The sequence below is a fragment of the Pseudoalteromonas sp. BSi20652 genome (genome assembly GCF_000239855.1).
GTDB lineage: Bacteria > Pseudomonadota > Gammaproteobacteria > Enterobacterales > Alteromonadaceae > Pseudoalteromonas.
Genome location: NZ_BADT01000170.1, coordinates 70,095 through 91,341, shown reverse-complemented (window position 1 = coordinate 91,341; position 21,247 = coordinate 70,095). Strand labels below are relative to the sequence as shown.

Annotated in this window: 20 protein-coding genes and 2 pseudogenes; 17 read left to right on the top strand and 5 right to left on the bottom strand. The window is 39.2% G+C overall.

The features are described 5' to 3' along the window. Window positions 1-45 precede the first annotated feature (45 nt). The 3 genes and pseudogenes from tolC to P20652_RS04810 all read left to right on the top strand — a co-directional run bounded on the left by tolC (window position 46) and on the right by P20652_RS04810 (window position 3,054). A complete protein-coding gene (tolC, locus tag P20652_RS04805; RefSeq protein WP_008170818.1) occupies window positions 46-1,401 on the top strand; it encodes an outer membrane channel protein TolC in 1,356 nt (451 codons plus the stop codon). Between the two features lie 110 nt (window positions 1,402-1,511). After that, window positions 1,512-2,440, top strand: a pseudogene (gene lpxL / locus P20652_RS18700) (LpxL/LpxP family Kdo(2)-lipid IV(A) lauroyl/palmitoleoyl acyltransferase). Window positions 2,441-2,481: 41 nt separating this feature from the next. Next, entirely contained in the window at window positions 2,482-3,054 is a 573-nt protein-coding gene (locus P20652_RS04810; RefSeq protein WP_008170811.1) for a toxin co-regulated pilus biosynthesis Q family protein, read from the top strand. A 67-nt stretch (window positions 3,055-3,121) separates the two neighbouring features. Here the strand turns inward: P20652_RS04810 and glnE are convergent, their stop codons facing one another. Next, window positions 3,122-5,917 (bottom strand): bifunctional [glutamate--ammonia ligase]-adenylyl-L-tyrosine phosphorylase/[glutamate--ammonia-ligase] adenylyltransferase, encoded by a 2,796-nt coding sequence (gene glnE, locus P20652_RS04815; RefSeq protein WP_008170807.1) that lies wholly within the window; start codon window positions 5,915-5,917, stop codon window positions 3,122-3,124. 77 nt (window positions 5,918-5,994) lie between these two features. Here glnE and P20652_RS04820 point away from each other — a divergent pair, with 77 nt between their 5' ends. The 6 genes and pseudogenes from P20652_RS04820 to ruvX all read left to right on the top strand — a co-directional run bounded on the left by P20652_RS04820 (window position 5,995) and on the right by ruvX (window position 10,429). Next, window positions 5,995-6,888 carry a hypothetical protein gene (locus P20652_RS04820; RefSeq protein ID WP_008170805.1) on the top strand — a complete coding sequence of 298 codons (894 nt, stop codon included), beginning with the start codon at window positions 5,995-5,997 and terminating at the stop codon, window positions 6,886-6,888. 89 nt (window positions 6,889-6,977) lie between these two features. After that, window positions 6,978-7,457 carry a hypothetical protein gene (locus P20652_RS04825; RefSeq protein WP_008170802.1) on the top strand — a complete coding sequence of 160 codons (480 nt, stop codon included), beginning with the start codon at window positions 6,978-6,980 and terminating at the stop codon, window positions 7,455-7,457. Window positions 7,458-7,529: 72 nt separating this feature from the next. Beyond that, a pseudogene (gene rsmE, locus P20652_RS18695) lies at window positions 7,530-8,263 on the top strand (16S rRNA (uracil(1498)-N(3))-methyltransferase). A gap of 54 nt (window positions 8,264-8,317) precedes the next feature. Next, entirely contained in the window at window positions 8,318-9,268 is a 951-nt protein-coding gene (gene gshB / locus P20652_RS04830) for a glutathione synthase (RefSeq protein WP_008170796.1), read from the top strand. Between the two features lie 115 nt (window positions 9,269-9,383). Continuing rightward, window positions 9,384-9,941: a YqgE/AlgH family protein gene (locus tag P20652_RS04835; RefSeq protein WP_008170794.1), complete on the top strand. Its 558-nt coding sequence runs from the start codon at window positions 9,384-9,386 to the stop codon at window positions 9,939-9,941. A gap of 38 nt (window positions 9,942-9,979) precedes the next feature. After that, on the top strand, window positions 9,980-10,429 hold the full coding sequence (ruvX, locus tag P20652_RS04840) for a Holliday junction resolvase RuvX (protein ID WP_008170791.1): 450 nt from the start codon (window positions 9,980-9,982) through the stop codon (window positions 10,427-10,429). A gap of 86 nt (window positions 10,430-10,515) precedes the next feature. Here ruvX and P20652_RS04845 read toward each other — a convergent pair whose 3' ends face one another. Continuing rightward, the gene (locus P20652_RS04845) at window positions 10,516-11,652 is read right to left on the bottom strand and encodes a PilT/PilU family type 4a pilus ATPase (protein ID WP_008170789.1); all 1,137 of its coding nucleotides are present in this window, start codon (window positions 11,650-11,652) and stop codon (window positions 10,516-10,518) included. Window positions 11,653-11,661: 9 nt separating this feature from the next. Beyond that, window positions 11,662-12,702 carry a type IV pilus twitching motility protein PilT gene (locus tag P20652_RS04850; RefSeq protein ID WP_008170787.1) on the bottom strand — a complete coding sequence of 347 codons (1,041 nt, stop codon included), beginning with the start codon at window positions 12,700-12,702 and terminating at the stop codon, window positions 11,662-11,664. A gap of 2 nt (window positions 12,703-12,704) precedes the next feature. Here P20652_RS04850 and P20652_RS04855 point away from each other — a divergent pair, with 2 nt between their 5' ends. The 8 genes from P20652_RS04855 (at window position 12,705) to P20652_RS04890 (ending at window position 19,722) form a co-directional block, all read left to right on the top strand. After that, entirely contained in the window at window positions 12,705-13,418 is a 714-nt protein-coding gene (locus P20652_RS04855) for a YggS family pyridoxal phosphate-dependent enzyme (protein WP_008170785.1), read from the top strand. 17 nt (window positions 13,419-13,435) lie between these two features. Beyond that, window positions 13,436-14,257, top strand: a complete 822-nt coding sequence (gene proC, locus P20652_RS04860) for a pyrroline-5-carboxylate reductase (RefSeq protein WP_008170783.1) — start codon at window positions 13,436-13,438, stop codon at window positions 14,255-14,257. A gap of 27 nt (window positions 14,258-14,284) precedes the next feature. Then, the gene (locus P20652_RS04865; protein WP_002962568.1) at window positions 14,285-14,818 is read left to right on the top strand and encodes a YggT family protein; all 534 of its coding nucleotides are present in this window, start codon (window positions 14,285-14,287) and stop codon (window positions 14,816-14,818) included. A gap of 60 nt (window positions 14,819-14,878) precedes the next feature. Then, window positions 14,879-15,322 (top strand): DUF4426 domain-containing protein, encoded by a 444-nt coding sequence (locus P20652_RS04870; RefSeq protein ID WP_008170782.1) that lies wholly within the window; start codon window positions 14,879-14,881, stop codon window positions 15,320-15,322. A gap of 4 nt (window positions 15,323-15,326) precedes the next feature. Then, window positions 15,327-15,926 carry an XTP/dITP diphosphatase gene (locus P20652_RS04875; protein WP_008170780.1) on the top strand — a complete coding sequence of 200 codons (600 nt, stop codon included), beginning with the start codon at window positions 15,327-15,329 and terminating at the stop codon, window positions 15,924-15,926. After that, complete coding sequence (hemW, locus tag P20652_RS04880) at window positions 15,923-17,059, top strand: radical SAM family heme chaperone HemW (RefSeq protein ID WP_008170778.1); 1,137 nt, start codon at window positions 15,923-15,925, stop codon at window positions 17,057-17,059. The genes P20652_RS04875 and hemW overlap by 4 nt, the downstream gene beginning before the upstream one ends. A 68-nt stretch (window positions 17,060-17,127) precedes the next feature. Continuing rightward, complete coding sequence (locus tag P20652_RS04885) at window positions 17,128-18,963, top strand: DUF885 family protein (RefSeq protein ID WP_008170776.1); 1,836 nt, start codon at window positions 17,128-17,130, stop codon at window positions 18,961-18,963. A gap of 90 nt (window positions 18,964-19,053) precedes the next feature. After that, complete coding sequence (locus P20652_RS04890; RefSeq protein WP_008170774.1) at window positions 19,054-19,722, top strand: hypothetical protein; 669 nt, start codon at window positions 19,054-19,056, stop codon at window positions 19,720-19,722. On the opposite strand, the gene P20652_RS04895 is transcribed toward P20652_RS04890, so the two are convergent. Continuing rightward, window positions 19,705-20,148, bottom strand: coding sequence for a hypothetical protein (locus tag P20652_RS04895; RefSeq protein WP_008170772.1), 444 nt, complete (start codon window positions 20,146-20,148; stop codon window positions 19,705-19,707). The two genes, P20652_RS04890 and P20652_RS04895, sit on opposite strands and share 18 nt — an antisense overlap. 274 nt (window positions 20,149-20,422) lie before the next feature. After that, window positions 20,423-21,139, bottom strand: a complete 717-nt coding sequence (locus tag P20652_RS04900; protein WP_008170770.1) for an SIMPL domain-containing protein — start codon at window positions 21,137-21,139, stop codon at window positions 20,423-20,425. Between the last annotated feature and the right edge of the window lie 108 nt (window positions 21,140-21,247).

Genomic DNA, 21,247 nt, shown 5'->3' with positions numbered 1-21,247 from the left:
TTAACATGCTTTTAGTACAAAAATTGTCTAAGGACTGAACCTAATATGAAAAAGAACATCCTTGCGGCGCTGGTTAGTTTATCATGCGCATTAGGCGCTACAGCCGCTAACGCTGAAGATTTACTTCAAGTTTTTGAAATAGCGACAGCTAACGATCCTACTGTTTTAAAAGCAAAAGCCCAAGCTGATGCGCAATCTTACCAAAGCGATTTAGCAATGAGCGCACTATTACCTCAAATTGCTTTAACAGCCAGCTATACAAAAAGTGACTCAACGTCGTATCAAAGTGTTGGCGATTTAGCTAGCCAAGTAAAAGTTGAAAGTGATACAGACCAATTCTCTCGTGGTGTAAGTTTAAGCCAAACATTATTTGATTTAGGCGCCTGGAACACTTTAGATATTGCCGATAAGCAAGCTCTACAAGCAAGCGGCCTATATGATGCAGCTAAACAAAATTTAATTGTACGCGTTGCTGAAGGTTATTTTAACGTATTAAGTGCCAGCGATAACCTTGAATTTGTTGAGGCTGAAAAACGCGCAATCGAACGTCAACTTGAACAAACAAAACAACGTTACGCTGTAGGTTTAACAGCTATAACAGACGTACACGAAGCACAAGCTCAGTTTGATAATTCCGTAGCCCAAGAAATTATTGCCAGTAATGCTGTAGAAACTGCACGCGAACAGCTTCGTGAAATCACGGGTAAGTATCACGAAAAATTAAATTTTTTAAATACAGATACTTTCTCAACAACTAAACCAACTAAGCGCTCAAGCGACTTTGTTAAAGTAGCTGAAGATAAAAATATCAACTTACAAGTCTCTAAAGTAACGGTTGATATTGCAAAAGATCAAATTGAATTAGCAAAAGCGGGTCATTATCCAAAGCTAACTCTAAGTGCAAGTTATGGTGACTCTCTTACAGACACTCAAAGAAATGGCGCTAATTTTGATGACCAACCGCGTACAGATTCAAGTTCTGTTGGGCTTAACTTTAGCGTACCTTTATATTCAGGTGGCGCAACGGTTGCTGCAACAAACCAAGCGCGTGCGTTTTACGTATCAGCGAGCCAAGATTATGAAACAAATTACCGCGCAGTCACTCGCACAGTAATTACATCTTATAATCAAGTTGTTTCAGATATTGCGACTTACAAAGCGCTAGAGCAAGCGGTTGTTTCAGCTCAAAGTGCCCTTAAAGCAACTGAAGCCGGTTTTGAAGTTGGTACGCGTACCATTGTTGACGTACTCGTGAGTACGCAAAACTTATACAATGCAAAGCGTAACCTCGCTGATGTACGTTACCGTTATGTGTTATCTACCCTTCGCTTAAAACAAGCTGCGGGTACACTAACAAGTGAAGATTTAGTTGCTATAAACCAAAGTTTAAAAGCAGCTTAAACCACAACATTCGTGTAATTAAAAAACATTCAAAGCCAGCTAACTGCTGGCTTTTTGTATTTTACAGCGCTTAGCGTTAAACTACCGTTTTTATTCTCAGAGAGATTTTTGTGGTCACCTCATCTCCTTTTAAAGCATCTTTTTTAGGCCCTCGATACTGGTTAACGTGGATTGGCGTTTTATTTTTATATTTAATTTCTTGGCTACCACAAAAGCTACAATTGGCAATGGGTAAACAGCTAGGCCGCTTAGTTCACAAGTTTATGAAGCGTCGTCGCCACATCGCAGAAGTAAACGTTAAACTGTGTTTTCCTCATATGAGCGAAGCAGATCAAAAAGCTCTTGTGCTCAAAAATATGGAAAATACAGGCATTGCGATGGTTGAGACCGGCATGGCTTGGTGGTGGCCGCAGTGGCGAGCGCAAAAAGCACTCGGATCTTTTAAAGGACTTGAACACTTTGAACGTGTTCAAGCGTCTGGTAAGGGGGTTTTATTACTTGTACCTCATATTCTGCATCTTGAAATGGCTAGCCGCATTATGGGCTTAGAATGCCAAGGTATCGGCTTTTATCGTCCTCATAATAATCCGCTTATGGAATACTTTACAACGAATGGCCGCCTTCGCTCTAACGAATACCTGATTGGCCGAAAAGATGTAAAAGGTTTATTAAAAGCATTAAAAATAAAAAGGTATGTTATTACTTACCGGATCAAGACTACGGCCGTAACCGCTGTGAGTTTGTCCCATTTTACGCAGTACCTGACGCGGCAACTACAACAGGTACTCTTATGTTTGCAGGCAGTAAAAACTGTGAAACAATGAGTTTAATAACTCGCCGTGATGAAAATGGTAAATACCACTTAGAAATACTGCCAGAGCTTGAAAACTTCCCCAGTGGTGATGATAAAGCTGATGTAACACGTGTAAATCAGCGCATGGAACAATCTGTTAATGCCGCACCAGAACAATATATGTGGCTACACCGTCGTTTTAAAACTAGACCTGATAAAAATACCCCTTCTTTTTATAAAAAGTAATGGTATAACAATAACAGAAGTAATTAAGGTGGGTAATCGTAATGTGGTTTTGGATTAAACATTTATCGTTTGCAGCTGTACTAATAGCACTTGCCGGCTATTTTCTATTGGGCGATGGACCTGCGTTTGATATTAAAGAGTCTAAAAATGCAGCAGCAGAAGGTTTATCACGCTTTTACGCATCTATTCGTAACCAAGTAAAAAGTAATAAAGAACGAGACCAGTTTGTTTTAAAACTTAAAACACCAGAACAAACTCTTGATAGCGTGCTTTCTGAGCGCATGCGAACAGTAGACCCGATGCCTACAACATGGTCCGGGGAGGTTGAACCTAGGCGCTTTGAAAATGGCACAACACTCAAAGATGCACTTAGTCTATATGCAAAAAATGAAGGTATTGAACTTTACTGGTATTTAAGTAAAGACTACGTAGTTAAAGATCACTTTAGAGTAGATAGCAACTTTACTTCAGCGCTTTATCAAATTGGCCGCGCTATAAATGATGACTTTGAGCATGAGGTTTACACTTACTTTTGCCATAAACAAAGAGCAGCAGTTATTACCGAGTTACCATCAGAGTTTGTACGTACAAATTGTTTAAAACTAAAGATTTAAGGGTTTACAGGTGCAAAAAACCCAAGCAAGCGCTTGGGTTTTACAATTTCATTCAATTCAATTCAATTCAATTCAATTCAAAAATACTATTCCAAATATTCGTTACGTTAGTAATATCTTGTAAGAAAGCTTCTCGCAAGATCAATTTGCCCTGCTGATCTAAACTCAACACGTGATAACACGAGCGATAATCAATATACGCTTTAATCAACTGCTGTTTTTGATTTTTAGTAATACATCCTATATTAGCTGCATCCGTTAAAATTCTTACATTATCGGAATACACGGTGAGTTGTTCAAAATTTTGAGCATGTTTAAGCACTAAATATTGAGTAATGAATTCAATATCAGCCATTCCACCAATATCTTGTTTTAAATCAAATTGCTCTGCATCACCTTTCGCTAGATGCTCACGCATCTTTTCTCGCATTTTTATTACATCGGCTTTTAACACGGCGTCATCGCGCTGTTGGCAAAGTATATTTTTACGAATTTGTGAAAAACGATCTATTAGATCGTCTTGGCCCAAAATTAAACGAGCGCGAACAAGTGCTTGGTGCTCCCACGTCCACGCTTGAGTTTGCTGATAGTGATTAAAGCTCTCTAAATTTATCGCCAGCAAGCCTGACGCCCCTTCAGGGCGCAAGCGCGTATCAAGTTCATATAAAATCCCCGATGCAGTACGAGTATTAAATAAATGCATTAAACGCTGAGCGAGCTTTAAATAAAACTGGCGCGAATCTATTGGCTTTTCACCATTAGTTTGACTTGAACCGTCATGATTGTGCACAAAGACTAAATCTAAATCTGAATCGTAACCGACTTCAAACCCACCTGTTTTACCATAAGCGATAACAGCAAAGCCCTTATGTTCATTATCGGTACCCGGCGGCATACCAAAACGCTTAACGGTATTATGCCATGCAATATTAACAGCTTGGTCAACAATCGCTTCTGCCAACACTGTTAAGTGATCGCTTACTTTCATTACATCAAGAACACCGGTTGCATCAGCAGCAGCAATTCGTAATTGATGCGTTTGCTTAAATTGCCTTAACGACTCCATTTGTAACTCTAAGTCATCGTACTCTATACGTAAAAAATATTGTCTTATTTCATCTTTATAAGCACTTAATGGGGTTGGCTTATAAAGTATTGCGGGGTCAATTAACTCATCGAGCAATATGGGGTAGCGAGATATATGCTCTCCAATCCACTTACTATGGCAACACAAAAGTACCAGTTGTTTTAATGCACCTGGGTTTTCGTATAACAATTCTAAATAAGCAGTGCGAGAAATAATCTTATTTAGTATTTGGCAAATCATCGTAAATGCAGCTGCGCTGGCTTTAAAATCACTTAATTGTTTTAACAATGCCGGCATTAATTTATCTAAAATGTCACGCCCACGGTTTCCTACATTCACTTTTAAAAGGCGTTGTTTAAAGTCTTGAAGTGGTAATTGCCACTCATCTTTTTGTTCTTTTAAAAAGCTTATATCACCATGATCCCACGCACTAATAAATGCACCTTCACTGGTATCTAAAGGAACCGTTTCCTCACCTATCACATGCGTAAACTCGTTATTAACTTGACTCATTACACGCTCTATTTTGTTAATAGACGAAACAAAGTCAGGTTGCTCTAATAGGAAATTTAAGCGCTGTTGGTTAAGATCATCGTCTGGCAGTGTTTGTGTCTGTTGGTCGTCAAATATTTGCAAGTACTGTTCTACTTTACGTAAATAAAGGTAATTCCTCTGAATGTCTTTTGCCTCAAGTTCATCTATTACCTGGCTAACTGTAAGCTCTTTTAACGCGTTAAGTAATGATTGAGTTTGCAAGTTTGCTTCTCTTCCACCACGTACCATTTGAAGCGCTTGAACAATAAACTCAACTTCACGAATACCACCCGCCCCTAACTTTATATTGTTAGTTAGGCGCTTACGGCGAACCTCTTGTGCAATCATTAACTTCATTTTACGAAGTGATTCAATAACAGAAAAGTCAATGTACCGGCGATAAACAAACGGCTTTAAAAGCTGGATAAATTCATCCCAATATTTATTAGGCGTTCCAATCAAGCGCCCTTTTAACATTGCGTAGCGCTCCCAGTCGCGCCCTTGTTCTTGGTAGTAATCTTCAATAGCATTAAAGCTCATAACCAAAGGGCCACTTTCGCCAAATGGGCGTAAGCGCATATCAACTCTAAATACTTGCCCATCACCGGTTATTTGATTGAGTGATGCAATTAGTTTTTGCGCAACCTTTGTATAAAATATCTGCGCTTCAATACTGCGACGACCGCCTTGAGTTTTAATACTGCGAGGATAGGCAAAAATAAGATCGATATCAGAAGAATAGTTAAGCTCTTGCCCACCCAACTTCCCCATGCCAAGCACCATCAGTGGCATAGCTTGACCTTGCTCATCCAAAGGTTCGCCATTCACCTTTGCAACGTGTGCATGCGACCATTCATTAGCGCTGAGAATCAGCATATCTGCAAGCTGGCTAATATATTTAATGCTATCAGAGATTGAGTTATTGCAGCACAAGTCTAAAAAAGCGACTTTAAGCCAATATTTTTCACGGTATTGACGAAGTACTTTATGACATTGAACTTCATCAATATCAGCTAAGTTTAGATTTTCAAAAGGAGAATCGATTGCCCTATTGTGTATTTCATCTTTACATAATAGCCACGTGTTTAAAGCCGGTTGTGATTCTAAACAGCGCCAAGCAAAGTCACTGAGCGCTAATAGCCTTATAATCTCACTTTGTTTACTTTGTTGCGGATATAATTTCTCAAAGCGCATTAAGCCAAGTTTTTGTAATTGAATGGGAAGTTGCTTTGCGTTACTCATCAATCCTCACTTTTATATCATCAATAACCGTACTAGAATGACTAAAACCTAGAAAGGTTAACTTAATTAGGATCACCATGTCATATTTGTCTTTATCTAACACTAGTTTTATTGCGATTGCTATTAGTTTTACGGTTATTTGTGTAACTATTTTTAGTTTACGAGTTGTCACTCAAATCAAAGCAAAACAAGCGCTTAAAGATGAGCTAGCGCAACACGATAACTTTGCTATGGGTATTAGCTTTGCCTCTGAAATATCAGTAGTCATAGCAACGATGGCTTTTTTATTTGATGAAATAAGCATAAGCACAGCTCAATCAAATCCATTAAAAGTTTTAATTATTATTATTCTCTTATTTACATTTATAAAAATAGGTCATTTAATTCACAGAAAATGGATATTGCATAGATTTAATGAGGAGGCCGCCATATTAAAGCAAAATGTATGTGCCGCACTAGTGGATTCTGGTATGTTAATCGCCAACTGCATTATTGCACTTGGGTTGTACACGTGGACACACACTCAAGGCTTTAGTAACTTACTCATTGCTTGCGTTAGCTTTTTAACGCTTCAGGGAATGTTTGCACTCGATAGTAAAATACGAGAGCACCGCTTTGCGAGAGCTAATCAAGGTGCTTCATTGCAAAGCAATTTCAACCTAGAAAACACCTCTATTGGCATAAGATATGCTGGTAAATCAATAGGTTTAGCGTTAGCAGTGTATGCTGGTTTATCTAGTGCAGCATTTCAAAATGGTAAAATGGTGGAAAACATATTCACACTCGTTATGCATTGCGGTGTAATGTGGATGTTACTTTATTGTTTAACTTATGTAATAAAAGTTATATCTTTACCAAATATTGATACAGCGCTTGAGATTGATCACCAAGATAATATTGGGATTGCATGTATAGAGTTTGCTGTTTTTTGTGCAATAGGCTATCTACTTATTAGCATGTTTTCTATTTAACACCCATTTTTGCTGAGTTTAGTTGCTAGTTATTAGCTCTGTATTCAAGCAAGGGTAAAAATCATTTTGCTTAAACGCAATGAGGCCCTATGCCACTTGAAGTAACTAACTATTTGTTAATTGACATAGACAACGAATTTAGCCGTGCATTTGCAGAGCATTACACTACTGCACCCTCCAAAAAAACGCCTAGCTTACTTATTGCCGCAGGTAGTAATACCCGACAACTAGTAAGAATGATGTTTGACGAATTAATCAAAGACTACTCTTATTGCGATCTCGAAAACGAAATCAGTGTATCAGAACTTATTAATTACCTAACTGAACATCATAATTTACAAGGCGTTTTATTTAACAGTACTGATTACTTACTCGCAAGCGATAAACAGCGGTTTATTTTTAATTCCTTACACGAAAATCGCTTTTTAATAAGTGTTGATGACACAGGCTATACGGTTAGCCCTATTACGGATGAAAATTTAATCAAACCTTCAACAGCTAATATCGACATTGCACACACTCCACAAGACCTAATTGAGCTTGCAGAACAAATCAATAAAAATAAATAATTGCACCAACTCCTTCGCTTACTTACCATAACGGTATATAACTTTTATTCGCTAACCAATAAGTGACACCACATGCGAGTTCCTCATATTTATCAGGCATCGAGTATTGCCTTAAATACTCCCGTTACATTAGATGAAGACGCTGCAGGCCATATTGGTCGAGTGTTGCGTATGAAAGTAGGTGAAAAAGTATCTATTTTTAATGGCGAAGGCGGAGAATACCTTAGTGAAATTATCGAGGTAACTAAAAAAATGTTGTCGTGATGCCGCAAGAGTTGATCCCGCACGATGTAGAATCTCCCCTTAAAATTCATTTAGGCCAATGCGTTTCTCGCGGCGATAAAATGGATTTTACAATTCAAAAGTCAGTAGAACTGGGTATTACCGAAATCACTCCTATTTTTAGTCAGCGCTGTGGCGTGAAACTAATGGGCGATCGTCTTGAGAAAAAACACCAACAATGGCAAAAAATAGCCATTGCAGCGGCAGAGCAATCAGGGCGTAATTTTGTGCCAATTATTCATCCTCCGGTGGATTTAAAGCAATGGCTTGCACAACAAACCAATGCAATTAAGCTCACTCTTCACCCTCGTGCTGAGCACAGTATTAAAACCATTACGGTTCCTAAAGATGGTGTACGCTTTTTAGTAGGCCCAGAAGGTGGCTTTACCGATGATGAAATGGCATTAACTAAACAACTAGAATTCGTGGATATTCGCTTAGGCCCGCGCGTTTTACGAACGGAAACTGCTGCTTTAACGGTCTTAAGTGCATTACAACTTCAATTTGGCGATTTAGCTAATTGAAATAACTAAAAGCACCCTCATATAAACAGTAACATTTATAGTAAGGCACAGCGCATGGCAATTAAGTTAGGTATTATTTCAGATCCTATTAGTGGATTTAACATCAAAAAAGACACCGGTTTTGCAATGATGATGCAAGCGCAAGAACGCGGCTACGAAATTTATTATATGGAGATGGATGATTTATCTCTTCGTAAAGGTAAGTCGTACGCTACAGCGTCTAAAGCGCAAGTATTCAACAATGAAGACAAATGGTACGAGCTTGAAGAAAAAGCCACTATAGCGCTTGCCGATCTTGATGTAATTTTGATGCGTAAAGATCCTCCTTTTGATACTGAATACATTTACGCGACTTATATTTTAGAGCGTGCAGAGCAAGAAGGTACGTTAATAATTAACAAGCCACAAAGCCTTCGCGATGCTAACGAAAAGCTATTTACAGCATGGTTTAGCGAACATACGCCAGATACCCTGGTTACACGTAGTCAAAAACAAATTCGTGAGTTTTTAGCGCAGCATAAAGATATTATTTTAAAACCCCTTGATGGTATGGGCGGCGCATCTATTTTTCGTGTTAGAGAAGACGACGCCAACATTGGTGTAATTTGTGAGACGCTAACCGAGCACGGTAGCCGCTTTGCTATGGTGCAAAATTACATTCCAGAGATCAAACAAGGTGACAAGCGCGTACTAGTAGTTGACGGTGAAGTTATTCCATATTGTTTAGCGCGTATTCCACAAAATGGTGAAACACGCGGTAATTTAGCTGCAGGCGGTCGAGGTGAAGCCCGCCCACTTAGCGAATCAGATTTAAAAATAGCGCAAGCAGTTGCACCAACGCTCAAAGAAAAAGGCTTAATATTTGTAGGTTTAGATATTATTGGCGATAAATTAACTGAAATTAACGTAACTGCACCAACGTGCGTGCGCGAAATTGAAGCTGCTTATGATATCTCTATTACAGGTATTTTATTTGATGCAATTGAGCGTAAATTAGGTAAGTAATTACCACAATAAAAAGCCCATTAGTTTAAGCCTTTCATGCAATTAATGGGCTTTTTATGTCAATTTAAATAACTATGCCATACTCAAAGTTCATTAATTAAAAAGGGTGAAATCTATGCAGTCATTAGAAAATCATTTTTTAATCGCGATGCCGTCGATGCAAGACCCTTTTTTTAAACGTGCTGTTACCTATATTTGTGAGCACAATGAAGATGGGGCTATGGGCTTGGTAATAAACCAACCCATTAATGTTACCGTTGGCGAGCTTTTAGATAAAATAGAAATTGATAACGACAAAACGCAAAACGCAGCAAAAGTAAGTGTGTTTGCAGGTGGACCCGTTAAAACTGACCGTGGTTTCGTTTTGCACTCTCCCCAATCGGGTTATTCAGCAAGCCAAAAACTCAGTAGCGATATTATGATCACTACCTCAAAAGACGTTTTAGCAAGCTTAACCACAGCACAAGCACCTGAGCAGTTTATTATCACTTTAGGTTACTCTGGTTGGGAGCAAGGACAACTCGAACAAGAATTACTTGATAACAGCTGGTTGATAATTGAAGCAGATCCAAAAATAATTTTTAATACGCCCGTTGAAAAACGATGGGAAAAAGCAGTTTCAATGTTGGGCTTTGATATTAGCCAACTCAGCCCTGAGGCTGGTCACGCATAATAGTAACTTAACCCTTAGCAAACTTAAACAAGATACACATGACAAAAAAATCGCTTAAGCCGCAAGGCGAACGCACTGTAATGGGCTTTGACTTTGGTACCAAAAGCATTGGTATTGCTATTGGGCAAGAGCTAACAGGCAGCGCCTCTAGCCTTAAGGCTGTAAAAGCACAAGATGGCATTCCTAACTGGGACCATATTGCTGTACAAGTAACCGAATGGCAGCCTGACTTAATGGTTGTTGGCTTACCACTAAATATGGATGGAACGTCACAAGAGGTTACCTTTAAAGCAAAAAAGTTTGCCAACAGATTGCATAATCATTATGGTATTCCTGTGCAAACACAAGACGAGCGTTTAACAACAGCCGATGCAAAAGCGCGACTTTTTGAAAGTGGCGGCTACAAAAACTTAGGCAAAGGTAACGTAGATAATATGTCTGCAGTTATTATTTTAGAAAGTTTTTTTGAATCGAGTTACGGTGAGTAAGCCTGCTCTATAAACAACCCGTGATGAATAAAAAGCGCCAATTGGCGCTTTTTTTGTATTAAGTATTAATATCAAAACGCATAGGTTTATTGATCGCTATTTTTATCGTCAATGCCATCAATAGTAACGCCTTGTAAAAAGCCTGCACCTTGCTGCTCGTTATTGCGCAGTTTAATCATTAAGCGTAAATCATTTGGTGAATCGGCATGATGCAGTGCATCTGCGTAATTAATGCGTTGTTGTCTGTAAAGCTCAAACAATGCTTGGTCAAATGTTTGCATGCCCATTTCTCTCGATTTGGCCATTGCCTCTTTAATCCCACCAATATCACCATTTTTAATAAGCTCTGCAATCATTGGTGAATTAAGTAGTATTTCAATCGCTGCCACACGACTTTCACCATCTGCAGTTGGTACAAGTTGTTGTGCCACGATTGCACGTAAATTAAGCGCTAAATCGTACTTAAGTTTGTCATGCTTTTCTTTTGGCACCAGGTGCATTATACGGTCTATTGCTTGGTTCGCATTATTTGCATGCAGGGTAGCTACGCATAAATGACCTGTTTCAGCAAAACTTAATGCATATTCCATGGTTTCTTGTGATCGAATTTCACCAATCAAAATTACATCAGGAGCTTGGCGTAATGAACTTTTTAGGGCTGATTCAAAGCTTTCAGTATCAAGCCCTACTTCGCGTTGTGTAATAATACTTTTGCGGTGCTCGTGTACAAACTCAATCGGATCCTCAATAGTCAGTATATGACCGCGCTGGTTACGGTTTCTATAACCGATAAGTGCAGCAAGTGAGGTCGATTTACCCGTACCTGTACCACCCACAAACAATACTAAACCACGTTTAGACATAATTACATCGGTAAGCGTAGAAGGCAGGCCTAATTCAGTTACATCAGGTATTTGCGTCACAATGCGGCGAATAACCATTCCCGCTCTATCGCGTTGCCAAAAAGCAGAAATACGAAAGCGCCCTTCGTCTGTTGCAATCGCAAAGTTACATTCTTTTGTTTTATGGAATTCTGCTTTTTGCTTTTCGCTCATTGCAGATTCAACCATTTCAAGCGATTGCTTGTCTGTTAACTTTTCATCACTAAGCGCAATAAGCTCACCGTTTATTTTAGCGCTTACTGGTAGTTGGCTCGATACAAATAAGTCAGAACCCTTTTTCTCAATCATAATCAATAAAAAGTCGTTTAAAGATAAAGCCATAATAATTACTTACCCGCCAAATTGTGTTTTGTCTTGTGCTTTTTCCTTGGCTGCAGCATTAGTAATAACGCCACGATTTACCAAATTATTTAAACACTGATCCATTGTTTGCATACCTACCGAGGCACCTGTTTGAATAGATGAATACATTTGTGCAATTTTATCTTCACGGATCAAATTACGAATAGCAGGCACTGCAATCATAATTTCGTGTGCTGCAACTCGCCCACCACCAATTTTTTTAAGTAATGTTTGCGAAATAACAGCACGTAATGATTCAGATAACATTGAACGTACCATGGCTTTTTCTTCACCTGGGAATACATCGATAATACGGTCAATCGTTTTTGGTGCCGAAGTGGTATGTAGCGTGCCAAATACTAGATGGCCTGTTTCGGCTGCGGTCATTGCAAGACGAATGGTTTCTAAATCACGTAGTTCACCTACCAGTATTACATCAGGATCTTCACGCAATGCACTGCGTAGCGCGTTTGAAAAGCTGTGTGTATCACGATGAACTTCACGTTGGTTAATAAGACTTAATTTATTATCGTGAACAAACTCGATTGGATCTTCGATTGTTAGAATATGGTGATGTTTATTTTGATTTATGTAATCAACCATAGCGGCAAGTGTTGTTGATTTACCAGAGCCTGTTGGCCCTGTCACTAACACGAGTCCACGCGGTGTATCAGAGATTGTTTTAAAAATATCTGGCGCACCTAAATCATCAAGCGTTAACACTTCACTTGGTATGGTACGAAATACCGCAGCAGGTCCGCGATTAGAGTTAAACGCATTCACACGAAAACGTGCTAAATTAGGTACTTCAAACGAAAAATCCACCTCGAGGTTTTGTTCGTAGTCCTTGCGTTGATTATCGTTCATAATATCGTAAACCAGACTGTTTACGTCTTTGTCCGTAAGGGCTGGTATATTAATGCGGCGAACATCACCGTCTACGCGTATCATAGGTGAAACACCCGATGATAAATGTAAATCGGATGCTTTGTGTTGCACACTAAACGCTAATAATTCGGTAATATCCATTTATGACTCCACAACTAACTGATAAATATATGGTTACAATAGCAGAACGACTCACATCCGCCTACGCTAGAATTGCAAACGCGGCAAAAAATGCACAACGAAACACTAACGATGTCACTCTACTGGCAGTGTCTAAAACTAAACCAAGCGACGATGTTATTGCAGCTTATGAGCATGGTCAGCGCGAATTTGGTGAATCTTATGTTCAAGAGGCTGTAGATAAAATAGCTCAACTGCAGTCATATAGCGACATCATTTGGCATTTCATTGGGCCTATTCAATCTAATAAAAGCGCTTTAGTGGCTGCCAATTTTGATTGGGTGCAAAGTGTTGATCGTATAAAAATAGCAAAACGATTAAATTCCCAGCGCCCAGACGATAAACAGCCTCTTAATATACTTATTCAAGTAAATATAAGTAATGAGGAAGCAAAGTCGGGTTGCCTCCGCGATGAAATAGATGAACTTGCCGATTTTATTAACCAATGTGAGCACTTAACACTTCGAGGTTTAATGGCAATTCCCGCTAAAAGCGACGATCTGGATACGCAAATTCAATCTTTTGAGCAATTACAAACTTGCTTTGATAAACTAAAGACCCAATATCCTCAAGTAGATACTTTGTCGATGGGTATGAGTAACGATGTTGAAGCTGCTATTAGTGCAGGCTCAACCATGGTAAGGATCGGCACAGACATTTTTGGAACACGAACTTAAAAGGTGATAACAGATTTATGTCAGATAAAAAAATCGCATTTATAGGCACAGGTAATATGAGCTACGCCATTATTGGTGGCATGGTAAAAAACGGTTTTAACGCAAGTAACATTATTGCGACTAACCGCAACCAAGAAAAGCTTGAAAAGGTAGCCTTTGATTTCAAGGTGCAAACCACCAGTGACAATAACGAAGCCCTGCGCGATGCTGATGTAATTGTTTTGTCTGTTAAACCACAAATGATGGGCGATTTATGTAAATCGTTTCAAGAGTCGGGCGTAGATTTTAGCGATAAACTGTTTATTTCTGTTGCTGCTGGCTTAACTGTAAAACGTTTACGTGAAATGCTAGGTCAAGACGTTAAAATGGTACGTTGTATGCCAAATACACCGTCTTTATTAGGCCGTGGTGTATCAGGTTTATATGGCGCGGGCGAAACACAAAGCGAACACGAGTTTGTACAACAAGTTTTTGAATGCACGGGCATCGTTGTATGGGTCGAAAAAGAATCACAAATTAACGATATTATTGCCGTAACTGGCTCATCACCTGCTTACTTTTTCTTATTTATGGAAGCCATAGAAGAAAAAGCTAAAGCGCTGGGCTTTAATGATGAAGACGCTCGTCGTTTAGTACAACAAACAGCTCTTGGCGCTGCTGAAATGGCACTTAGCCAGCCTGATATTACTATTTCGCAACTACGTTCAAACGTAACATCTAAAGGCGGTACGACTCACGCAGCTGTTGAGCACTTAAAAGATCAAGGCTTAACTAAAACCGTTGGCGATGCAATGGATGCGTGTATTGCGCGTGCAGAGCAAATGGAAAAAGAACTTTAAAACCACTTTTTTATTGAAGGTTACACTATGAATGCCATGCAATTTTTAATCAGTACCCTGTTTGATTTGTTTTTAATGGTGGTATTACTGCGCTTTTGGCTGCAGTGGGCAAAAGCCGACTTTTATAATCCAATGAGCCAGTTTGTGGTTAAAGCCACTTCGTTTGCGGTAAAACCACTGCGTAAAATCATTCCGGGGTTTGGCGGACTTGATCTAGCATCTCTGTTGCTGGCATTTATAGTGGCTGTAGCCAAAATTAGTACTTTAATGCTTGTTATATATAATGCGTGGGCAATACAGCCTGTGCTTATTCAAGCACTTATAACGGTACTAAAAGAAGGCCTTAATTTAGTATTTTGGGTACTTATTATTCGCGCTATTTTAAGTTGGGTTAGCCAAGGCTATAACCCTATAGAAGCGGTTTTCCACCAGCTTACTGAACCAATGCTAAAACCAATTCGTAAAATATTGCCATCAATGGGTGGCTTAGATTTATCAGTTTTAGTGCTTATTATTGGTATTCAGTTTTTGCAAATGCTGCTTATGGATTTTTTAGTCTAATATGGATTTTTTAATTAGAGGCCCAAAGGCCTCTTTTTTATATGTTTTGAGGAATACATCATGAACCGTTTAATTAAGTTTTGTTTTATTGCTTGTTTAGCATTTGCATTTAACGCGCAAAGCGAAGAAATGCAAGGCGCACAATACAAAGAGCTTGGCCCTTGGCAAGTCCATTACATCGCCTTTCCTTCTACTTTTATTCAGCCAAAAATAGCAAAAGCGTACAACCTTGAGCGCAGTGGCTACAAAGGCATTGTAAATATTTCTATATTAAAAAATGATGCCGATAAAACAGCACAAACGGCAAAGCTTACAGGCACAGCAAAAAACCTACTTGGCAATAAACAAACGCTTACTTTTAAAGAAGTAAAAGAAGGTGATTCAATTTATTACCTTGCCCAAGTTGATTACACCAACGAAGAGATTTTACGCTTTGAGATTGAAATACAACAAAGTAATCAATTTCAAAAATTACAGTTTCAGCAAAAATTTTACGTAGATTAATAACATGACCAAAACTTTAGTACTTGCTACAGGTAACCCTGGCAAAGTAAAAGAGCTCGCTAACATGCTAAGCTCTCTAAATATTAATGTAGTTCCACAGAGCGATTTTAATGTAAGTGAAGTTGCCGAAACCGGCACTACCTTTGTTGAAAATGCCATCATTAAAGCGCGCCATGCCGCTAAGATTACCGGCATCGCAGCTATTGCCGATGACTCAGGTTTGGAAGTTGATGGCTTAAATGGTGCACCCGGTGTGTATTCTGCTCGCTTTGCAGGCCAAGGTGCCAGCGATCAAGATAACATTGATAAGTTACTTGTTGATTTAGGTAATAACCCTATCCGCAGTGCACGTTTTTGGTGTGTACTGGTATTAATGCGCCACGCAGACGACCCTACTCCGCTTATTTGTAGTGCAAGTTGGGAGGGCGAAATTACGCTCACTCAAAATGGCAACGGTGGATTTGGTTACGATCCGGTGTTTTTTGTAGCAGAGAAAAATTGTACGAGTGCTGAGCTTACAAAAGAGCAAAAAAATGCAGTGAGTCATCGCGGACAAGCGCTACAAAAATTATTGCTAGAACTACAGCAAAAAGGCGGCCTGTGAACCTTCCACCACTGAGCTTATATGTGCACGTGCCTTGGTGCGTGCAAAAATGCCCGTACTGCGACTTTAATAGCCACGGACAAAAAGGTGAAATACCTGAAGCTGAATATGTTCAACACTTAATTGATGACTTAAAAGCGGATTTGCACTTAGTACAAGGGCGTAAAATTCACAGTATTTTTATTGGTGGCGGGACGCCAAGCTTATTAACTGGTGCAGCTTATACCCGATTATTAAATGAAGTCGACAACCTAATTGGGCTTGAAGACAATTGTGAAATTACCCTTGAAGCCAACCCTGGTACAGTAGAAACAGGTCGCTTTAAAGATTACGTAAAAGCAGGCATTAACCGTATTTCTATCGGTGTGCAAAGCATGCAAAACGACAAGTTAAAAGCACTTGGTCGGATTCATGGCAGCGACGAGGCAAACTATGCCGCGCAACAAGCTAAGGAAGCCGGTTTAAATAGCTTTAACCTTGATTTAATGCATGGCTTACCTGGGCAAACACTTGACGATGCACTGAGTGATTTAAAACAAATAATAGCGCTCGATCCACCGCATATATCTTGGTATCAACTAACTATTGAACCCAATACTCAGTTTGCTTCAAAACCTCCTACCTTGCCACAAGACGAAACACTGTGGGACATTCAAGAACAAGGGGTTGAGTTACTAGCTCAAGCAGGTTACGTGCAATACGAAATATCGGGTTATGCAAAACCAGGCTATCAATGCCAACATAACTTGAATTATTGGCGTTTTGGCGATTATCTCGGTATTGGCTGCGGCGCGCATGGTAAGGTTACTGATGTAAATACAGGGCTTATAACGCGTACCGAAAAGGTTAAACACCCACGCGGCTATATGGATTTAATCAAACCGTATATGTACAAAAGCTGGCATGTAGAGCAAGACGATTTAGCGTTTGAATTTTTTATGAATCGCTTTCGCCTTGTTGAGCCTTGCCCAATTAGTGATTTTAATAAACGAACAACACTGCCACTGCAAAGTCAGCAAAGCGCATTAAACCAAGCAATTAATAAAGGTTTATTGACTCAAACAGACAGTCATTGGCAGGTAACCTTAAAAGGTCATCGCTTTTTAAACGACCTGCTAGAATTATTTGTGTAGCGCCCAACGCTAGACAAAAAATAAATATAAAACACCCTAATGGGTTTCTAACAACAAAAGGGAAAACAATGCGTAAACTTACTTTTATTGCGGCCGCAGTAAGCGTTGCACTACTTGCTGGTTGTCAGCAAGCAACACAACAAGCGACTTCAGCTCCGATTGCACAAGCAGTTCAATCACAACAAAGTGAAATAGACAAAGCCAATGCATTTTTTGAAGATACATTTAACCGCGATGTAATGAGCAGTCCTGTATATCAAACATACATGGGTATTAAGCAAGATTACGATAAGTGGGACGATGGCAGCGAAGAAAGAAAGCTTAAAGATTTAGCGCAAACAAAAGCTGACCTAGTTGCACTAACAACAATTAATCGTGATTTATTAGATGACGCAACAAAAGTTAGTTACGACTTAAAAAAACAAGATCTTGAAAGCTCAATTGCTGACTTTAAATGGCGCTACCATAACTATCCTGTAAACCAAATGTTTGGTACGCATTCGATGATCCCGGCGTTTTTAATTAATCAGCACTCAATCAATAATGTAAAAGAAGCTAAAGACTACATTTCACGTTTAAATGGTGTTACGACGGTTATTGACCAGCTTATTACTGATTTAGACATGCGTGCAGAAAAAGGGATTATTGCTCCTAAATTTGTGTTCCCACATGTTATTGATTCAAGTAAAAACATTATTCACGGTGCACCATTTGAAAAAGGCGATGACTCTACATTGCTTGTCGACTTTAAACGTAAAGTGACCGCGCTTGAAATTAGCCAAGACGAAAAAGATTCGTTAATCAGCGATGCATCAGATGCATTAAAATCGGCTGTTAAACCATCTTACTCTAAGCTAATTAATTACCTAGCACAGCTTGAAAAACGCGCTGATGATCGTGATGGTGCATGGAAACTACCTGATGGCGAAGCGTTTTATAACAATGCACTTAAACGTACAACTACAACAGATTTAACAGCTAAAGAAATACATGCAATTGGTCTATCTGAAGTGACACGTATTCATGATGAAATGCGTGAAATTAAAGACAAAGTAGGCTTTAAAGGCGACTTAAAAGCGTTTATGCAGTTTATGAAAACTGACAAACAATTTTACTACCCTAATGATGCACAAGGTAAGCAGCGCTACCTAGATGAAGCAACAGGGCTTATTGATACAATGAAAACGCGTTTAGATGAGCTATTCATTGTTAAGCCAAAAGCAGATTTAAAAGTAAAAGCTGTTGAAGCATTTCGTGAAAAAGCGGCAGGTAAAGCATTTTACCAACAGCCAGCTCCTGATGGTTCACGTCCGGGCATTTACTACGCTAACCTTTACGATATGGAAGCAATGCCAACGTATCAAATGGAAGCACTGGCATACCATGAAGGTATTCCTGGACACCACATGCAAATCGCTATTTCGCAAGAACTAGAAGGCGTTCCTAAGTTCCGTAAATTTGGTGGCTACACAGCGTATATTGAAGGCTGGGGTTTATACTCAGAATTCATTCCTAAAGAAATGGGCATGTACTCAGACCCTTACTCAGATTTTGGTCGCCTTTCAATGGAGCTATGGCGCGCATGTCGTCTAGTGGTTGATACGGGTATTCACGCGATGAAGTGGACTCGCCAAGAAGGTATTGATTACTACGTAAATAACACGCCTAATGCAACCTCTGACGGTGTTAAAATGGTTGAGCGTCACATTGTAATGCCTTCACAAGCAACGGCTTATAAAGTGGGTATGCTTAAGATTTTAGAACTTCGTGAAGAAGCTAAAAAGCAACTGGGTGATAAGTTTGATATTCGCCAGTTCCACGACGTAGTACTTAAAAATGGTCCTGTACCACTTAATGTACTAGAAAACTTTGTTAATGAATGGGTCGCAAGCAAAAAAGCTTAAAACTAATTTAAACAATTGCTTTAAATATGAAAGGTCGCATTTGCGACCTTTTTTGTTTTATAGTATCAAAAAAGATTTTTGGAAATAATAATGGATTTAAGCATACAACTACTTAATGTGCGTATTTCAAAGCAGCAGTTAAATGAGCTCGATAACGACTTTAAGCAATTAAGCCCTGCTCAGCAAACTTTGCAGCTTAACCATTTATATGACAGCGCCCAACGGTTGAGTGTTAAGTATGACTTTATGCAAAACATAGCAACGCGTATATTAAGTACTAACACAGCACCATCTCCATTTATTAATCAACTCACTAATATTGACGCATTGAGCTTTTTTACCCCAGCGCTGAAAGTAAATAAAGGCTTTTTAGTACAAGATACTCAAGGAAATAACGTACTGCACAATGTGTTTAAGCATGCCGGTGCTACCAAGCTGCCATTTAACTATGTACGCTCTTTAATGCTGTTTGAATCAAATGATGACTTAGTTAAAGCACTCGCGCAGCTCAACTCAGAAGGGTTAACACCAGTTGCCTGCTACATTGCCTATGCAAATAAATCGAGCACACCGGTAAAGCATGAATTTTCAGCTTTGTTAGCATTAATGGAAATAGAGCAAAAACAAAACCCTAACGCAAAACAGCAGCTTGCCAGCGTACTAAAAGGGCAAAAAGTTAATGAGACCACAATTTTACTGAGCGCCGCTTACTTGCAACGCTCAACGGCGCAAGTTGCTCACTTAATCAAGGCGCTTTAATTCACTTACAACTTCTGTACGCACACCATCAATGGCATGTGTAATAGATTGCGCAGCACTTTCGTGATCAACCATATTTGGCCAATTTTTTTGCCAGACCTTTTGTAAGTCCTTTGTTTTTAAATGTACTTTATCAACAGCTAAGTAGCTTAAATCGTGAATTAAGTTAACTTTAACCCAGCCTTTTCTGGGGCTACCCTCTATTTTGTTATTATCGTAATGTGCCGCAAATACAATAAGCTCAAGCTCAGCTAGTTCTTGTAATATTTGAAAGCTAGCAATACGTGTATTGTTATTCTCCTCACTTGCCTCCATTCGCCATGCATTATAACTAAAGCCTATAAACGCAAACACTACGCTCGCTATAGCAGTAAAAAAATACGAACGGGGCGCCAGTACAAACTGACCATATTTAGACTCTGACATATTATTTCCTAGGGCCTGTTTATCTTTCGAGGTTAAATTTGCAGCAGTATGTTTGGTATTTAGGCAAGGCAGAGCCTATGTAGTGTGGTTATTCCCCATAAATAGGCGATAACGTAGCACAAATGCCAAACATACGCTGCCCGAAGGGTTCTGCCTAGGGGCAATTTACTCTTTGTTGCTCGGTTTTTACTTAGCCCGCTAGGTTACAAACCTCACGCCGCGATTAAATCGCCCCTAGATTGAACAAATTTTAATCCTGAAAGGTCAACAGGCCCTAGTCATTTAAATAATATTCAACACTAGTCACCACTCTTATGTTTTTTATTTGCGGTGTGTTTGAATCTCGATTACTGATACTAAATTGCCCTTGGCGAGCTGTTTTTATTTTGCCTAATTTTGAATTAGAGTCTTTAGCAAATTTATTAGCAACTTCACGCGCCTTTTCAGTTGCTTCTTGCACCATCGCAGGCTTTACATCATTGAGGCCTGTAAAAATGTATTCAACTTTTGTTTCGTAGCTGTCCTGCACTATTGCGATATCTTGTTTAGCAAGCTGGCTTACTTTACTCAGCGCGTTTTGCACTTTATCTGGCGCATCAGAATAAACAATAATATTTGAGCGCACTATGTATCTAAATTGCTGATTTTCATTACTGTATTCACGTGCTTGCTTATCAATAACTGACTGGCTGCCTATTGTTATTTCATCGTCATCAAAACCATGGAGTTTTAAAAAAGCAGTTACCGCATCATTTTTTTTCTCAACTCGGCTGACTAATTTTTCAAGGTTATTGTCGGCATCACTAAATTGCAGAGGCCAAATTACCGTATCGGCTATTACTTCTCGCTCGGCCAATCCCTTAACCTGCACAGTACGTTCCATCCCTTTTACACTGAGAGCGGTACTTTTTAAAATAAACCCTAAGCTAATTAAGCCTATACTTAAACAAATAGCCGCTATAACAATGTAAAAACCGGGGGTTTTATTCACAGTAATCTCCTTGATTGATATCAATAATAAGCATCGAGACGCTCGAAATAACACAGTAAACAGGGTACATTGAGACTATAAATAACGCAAAATTTAATCAGCCTAGGA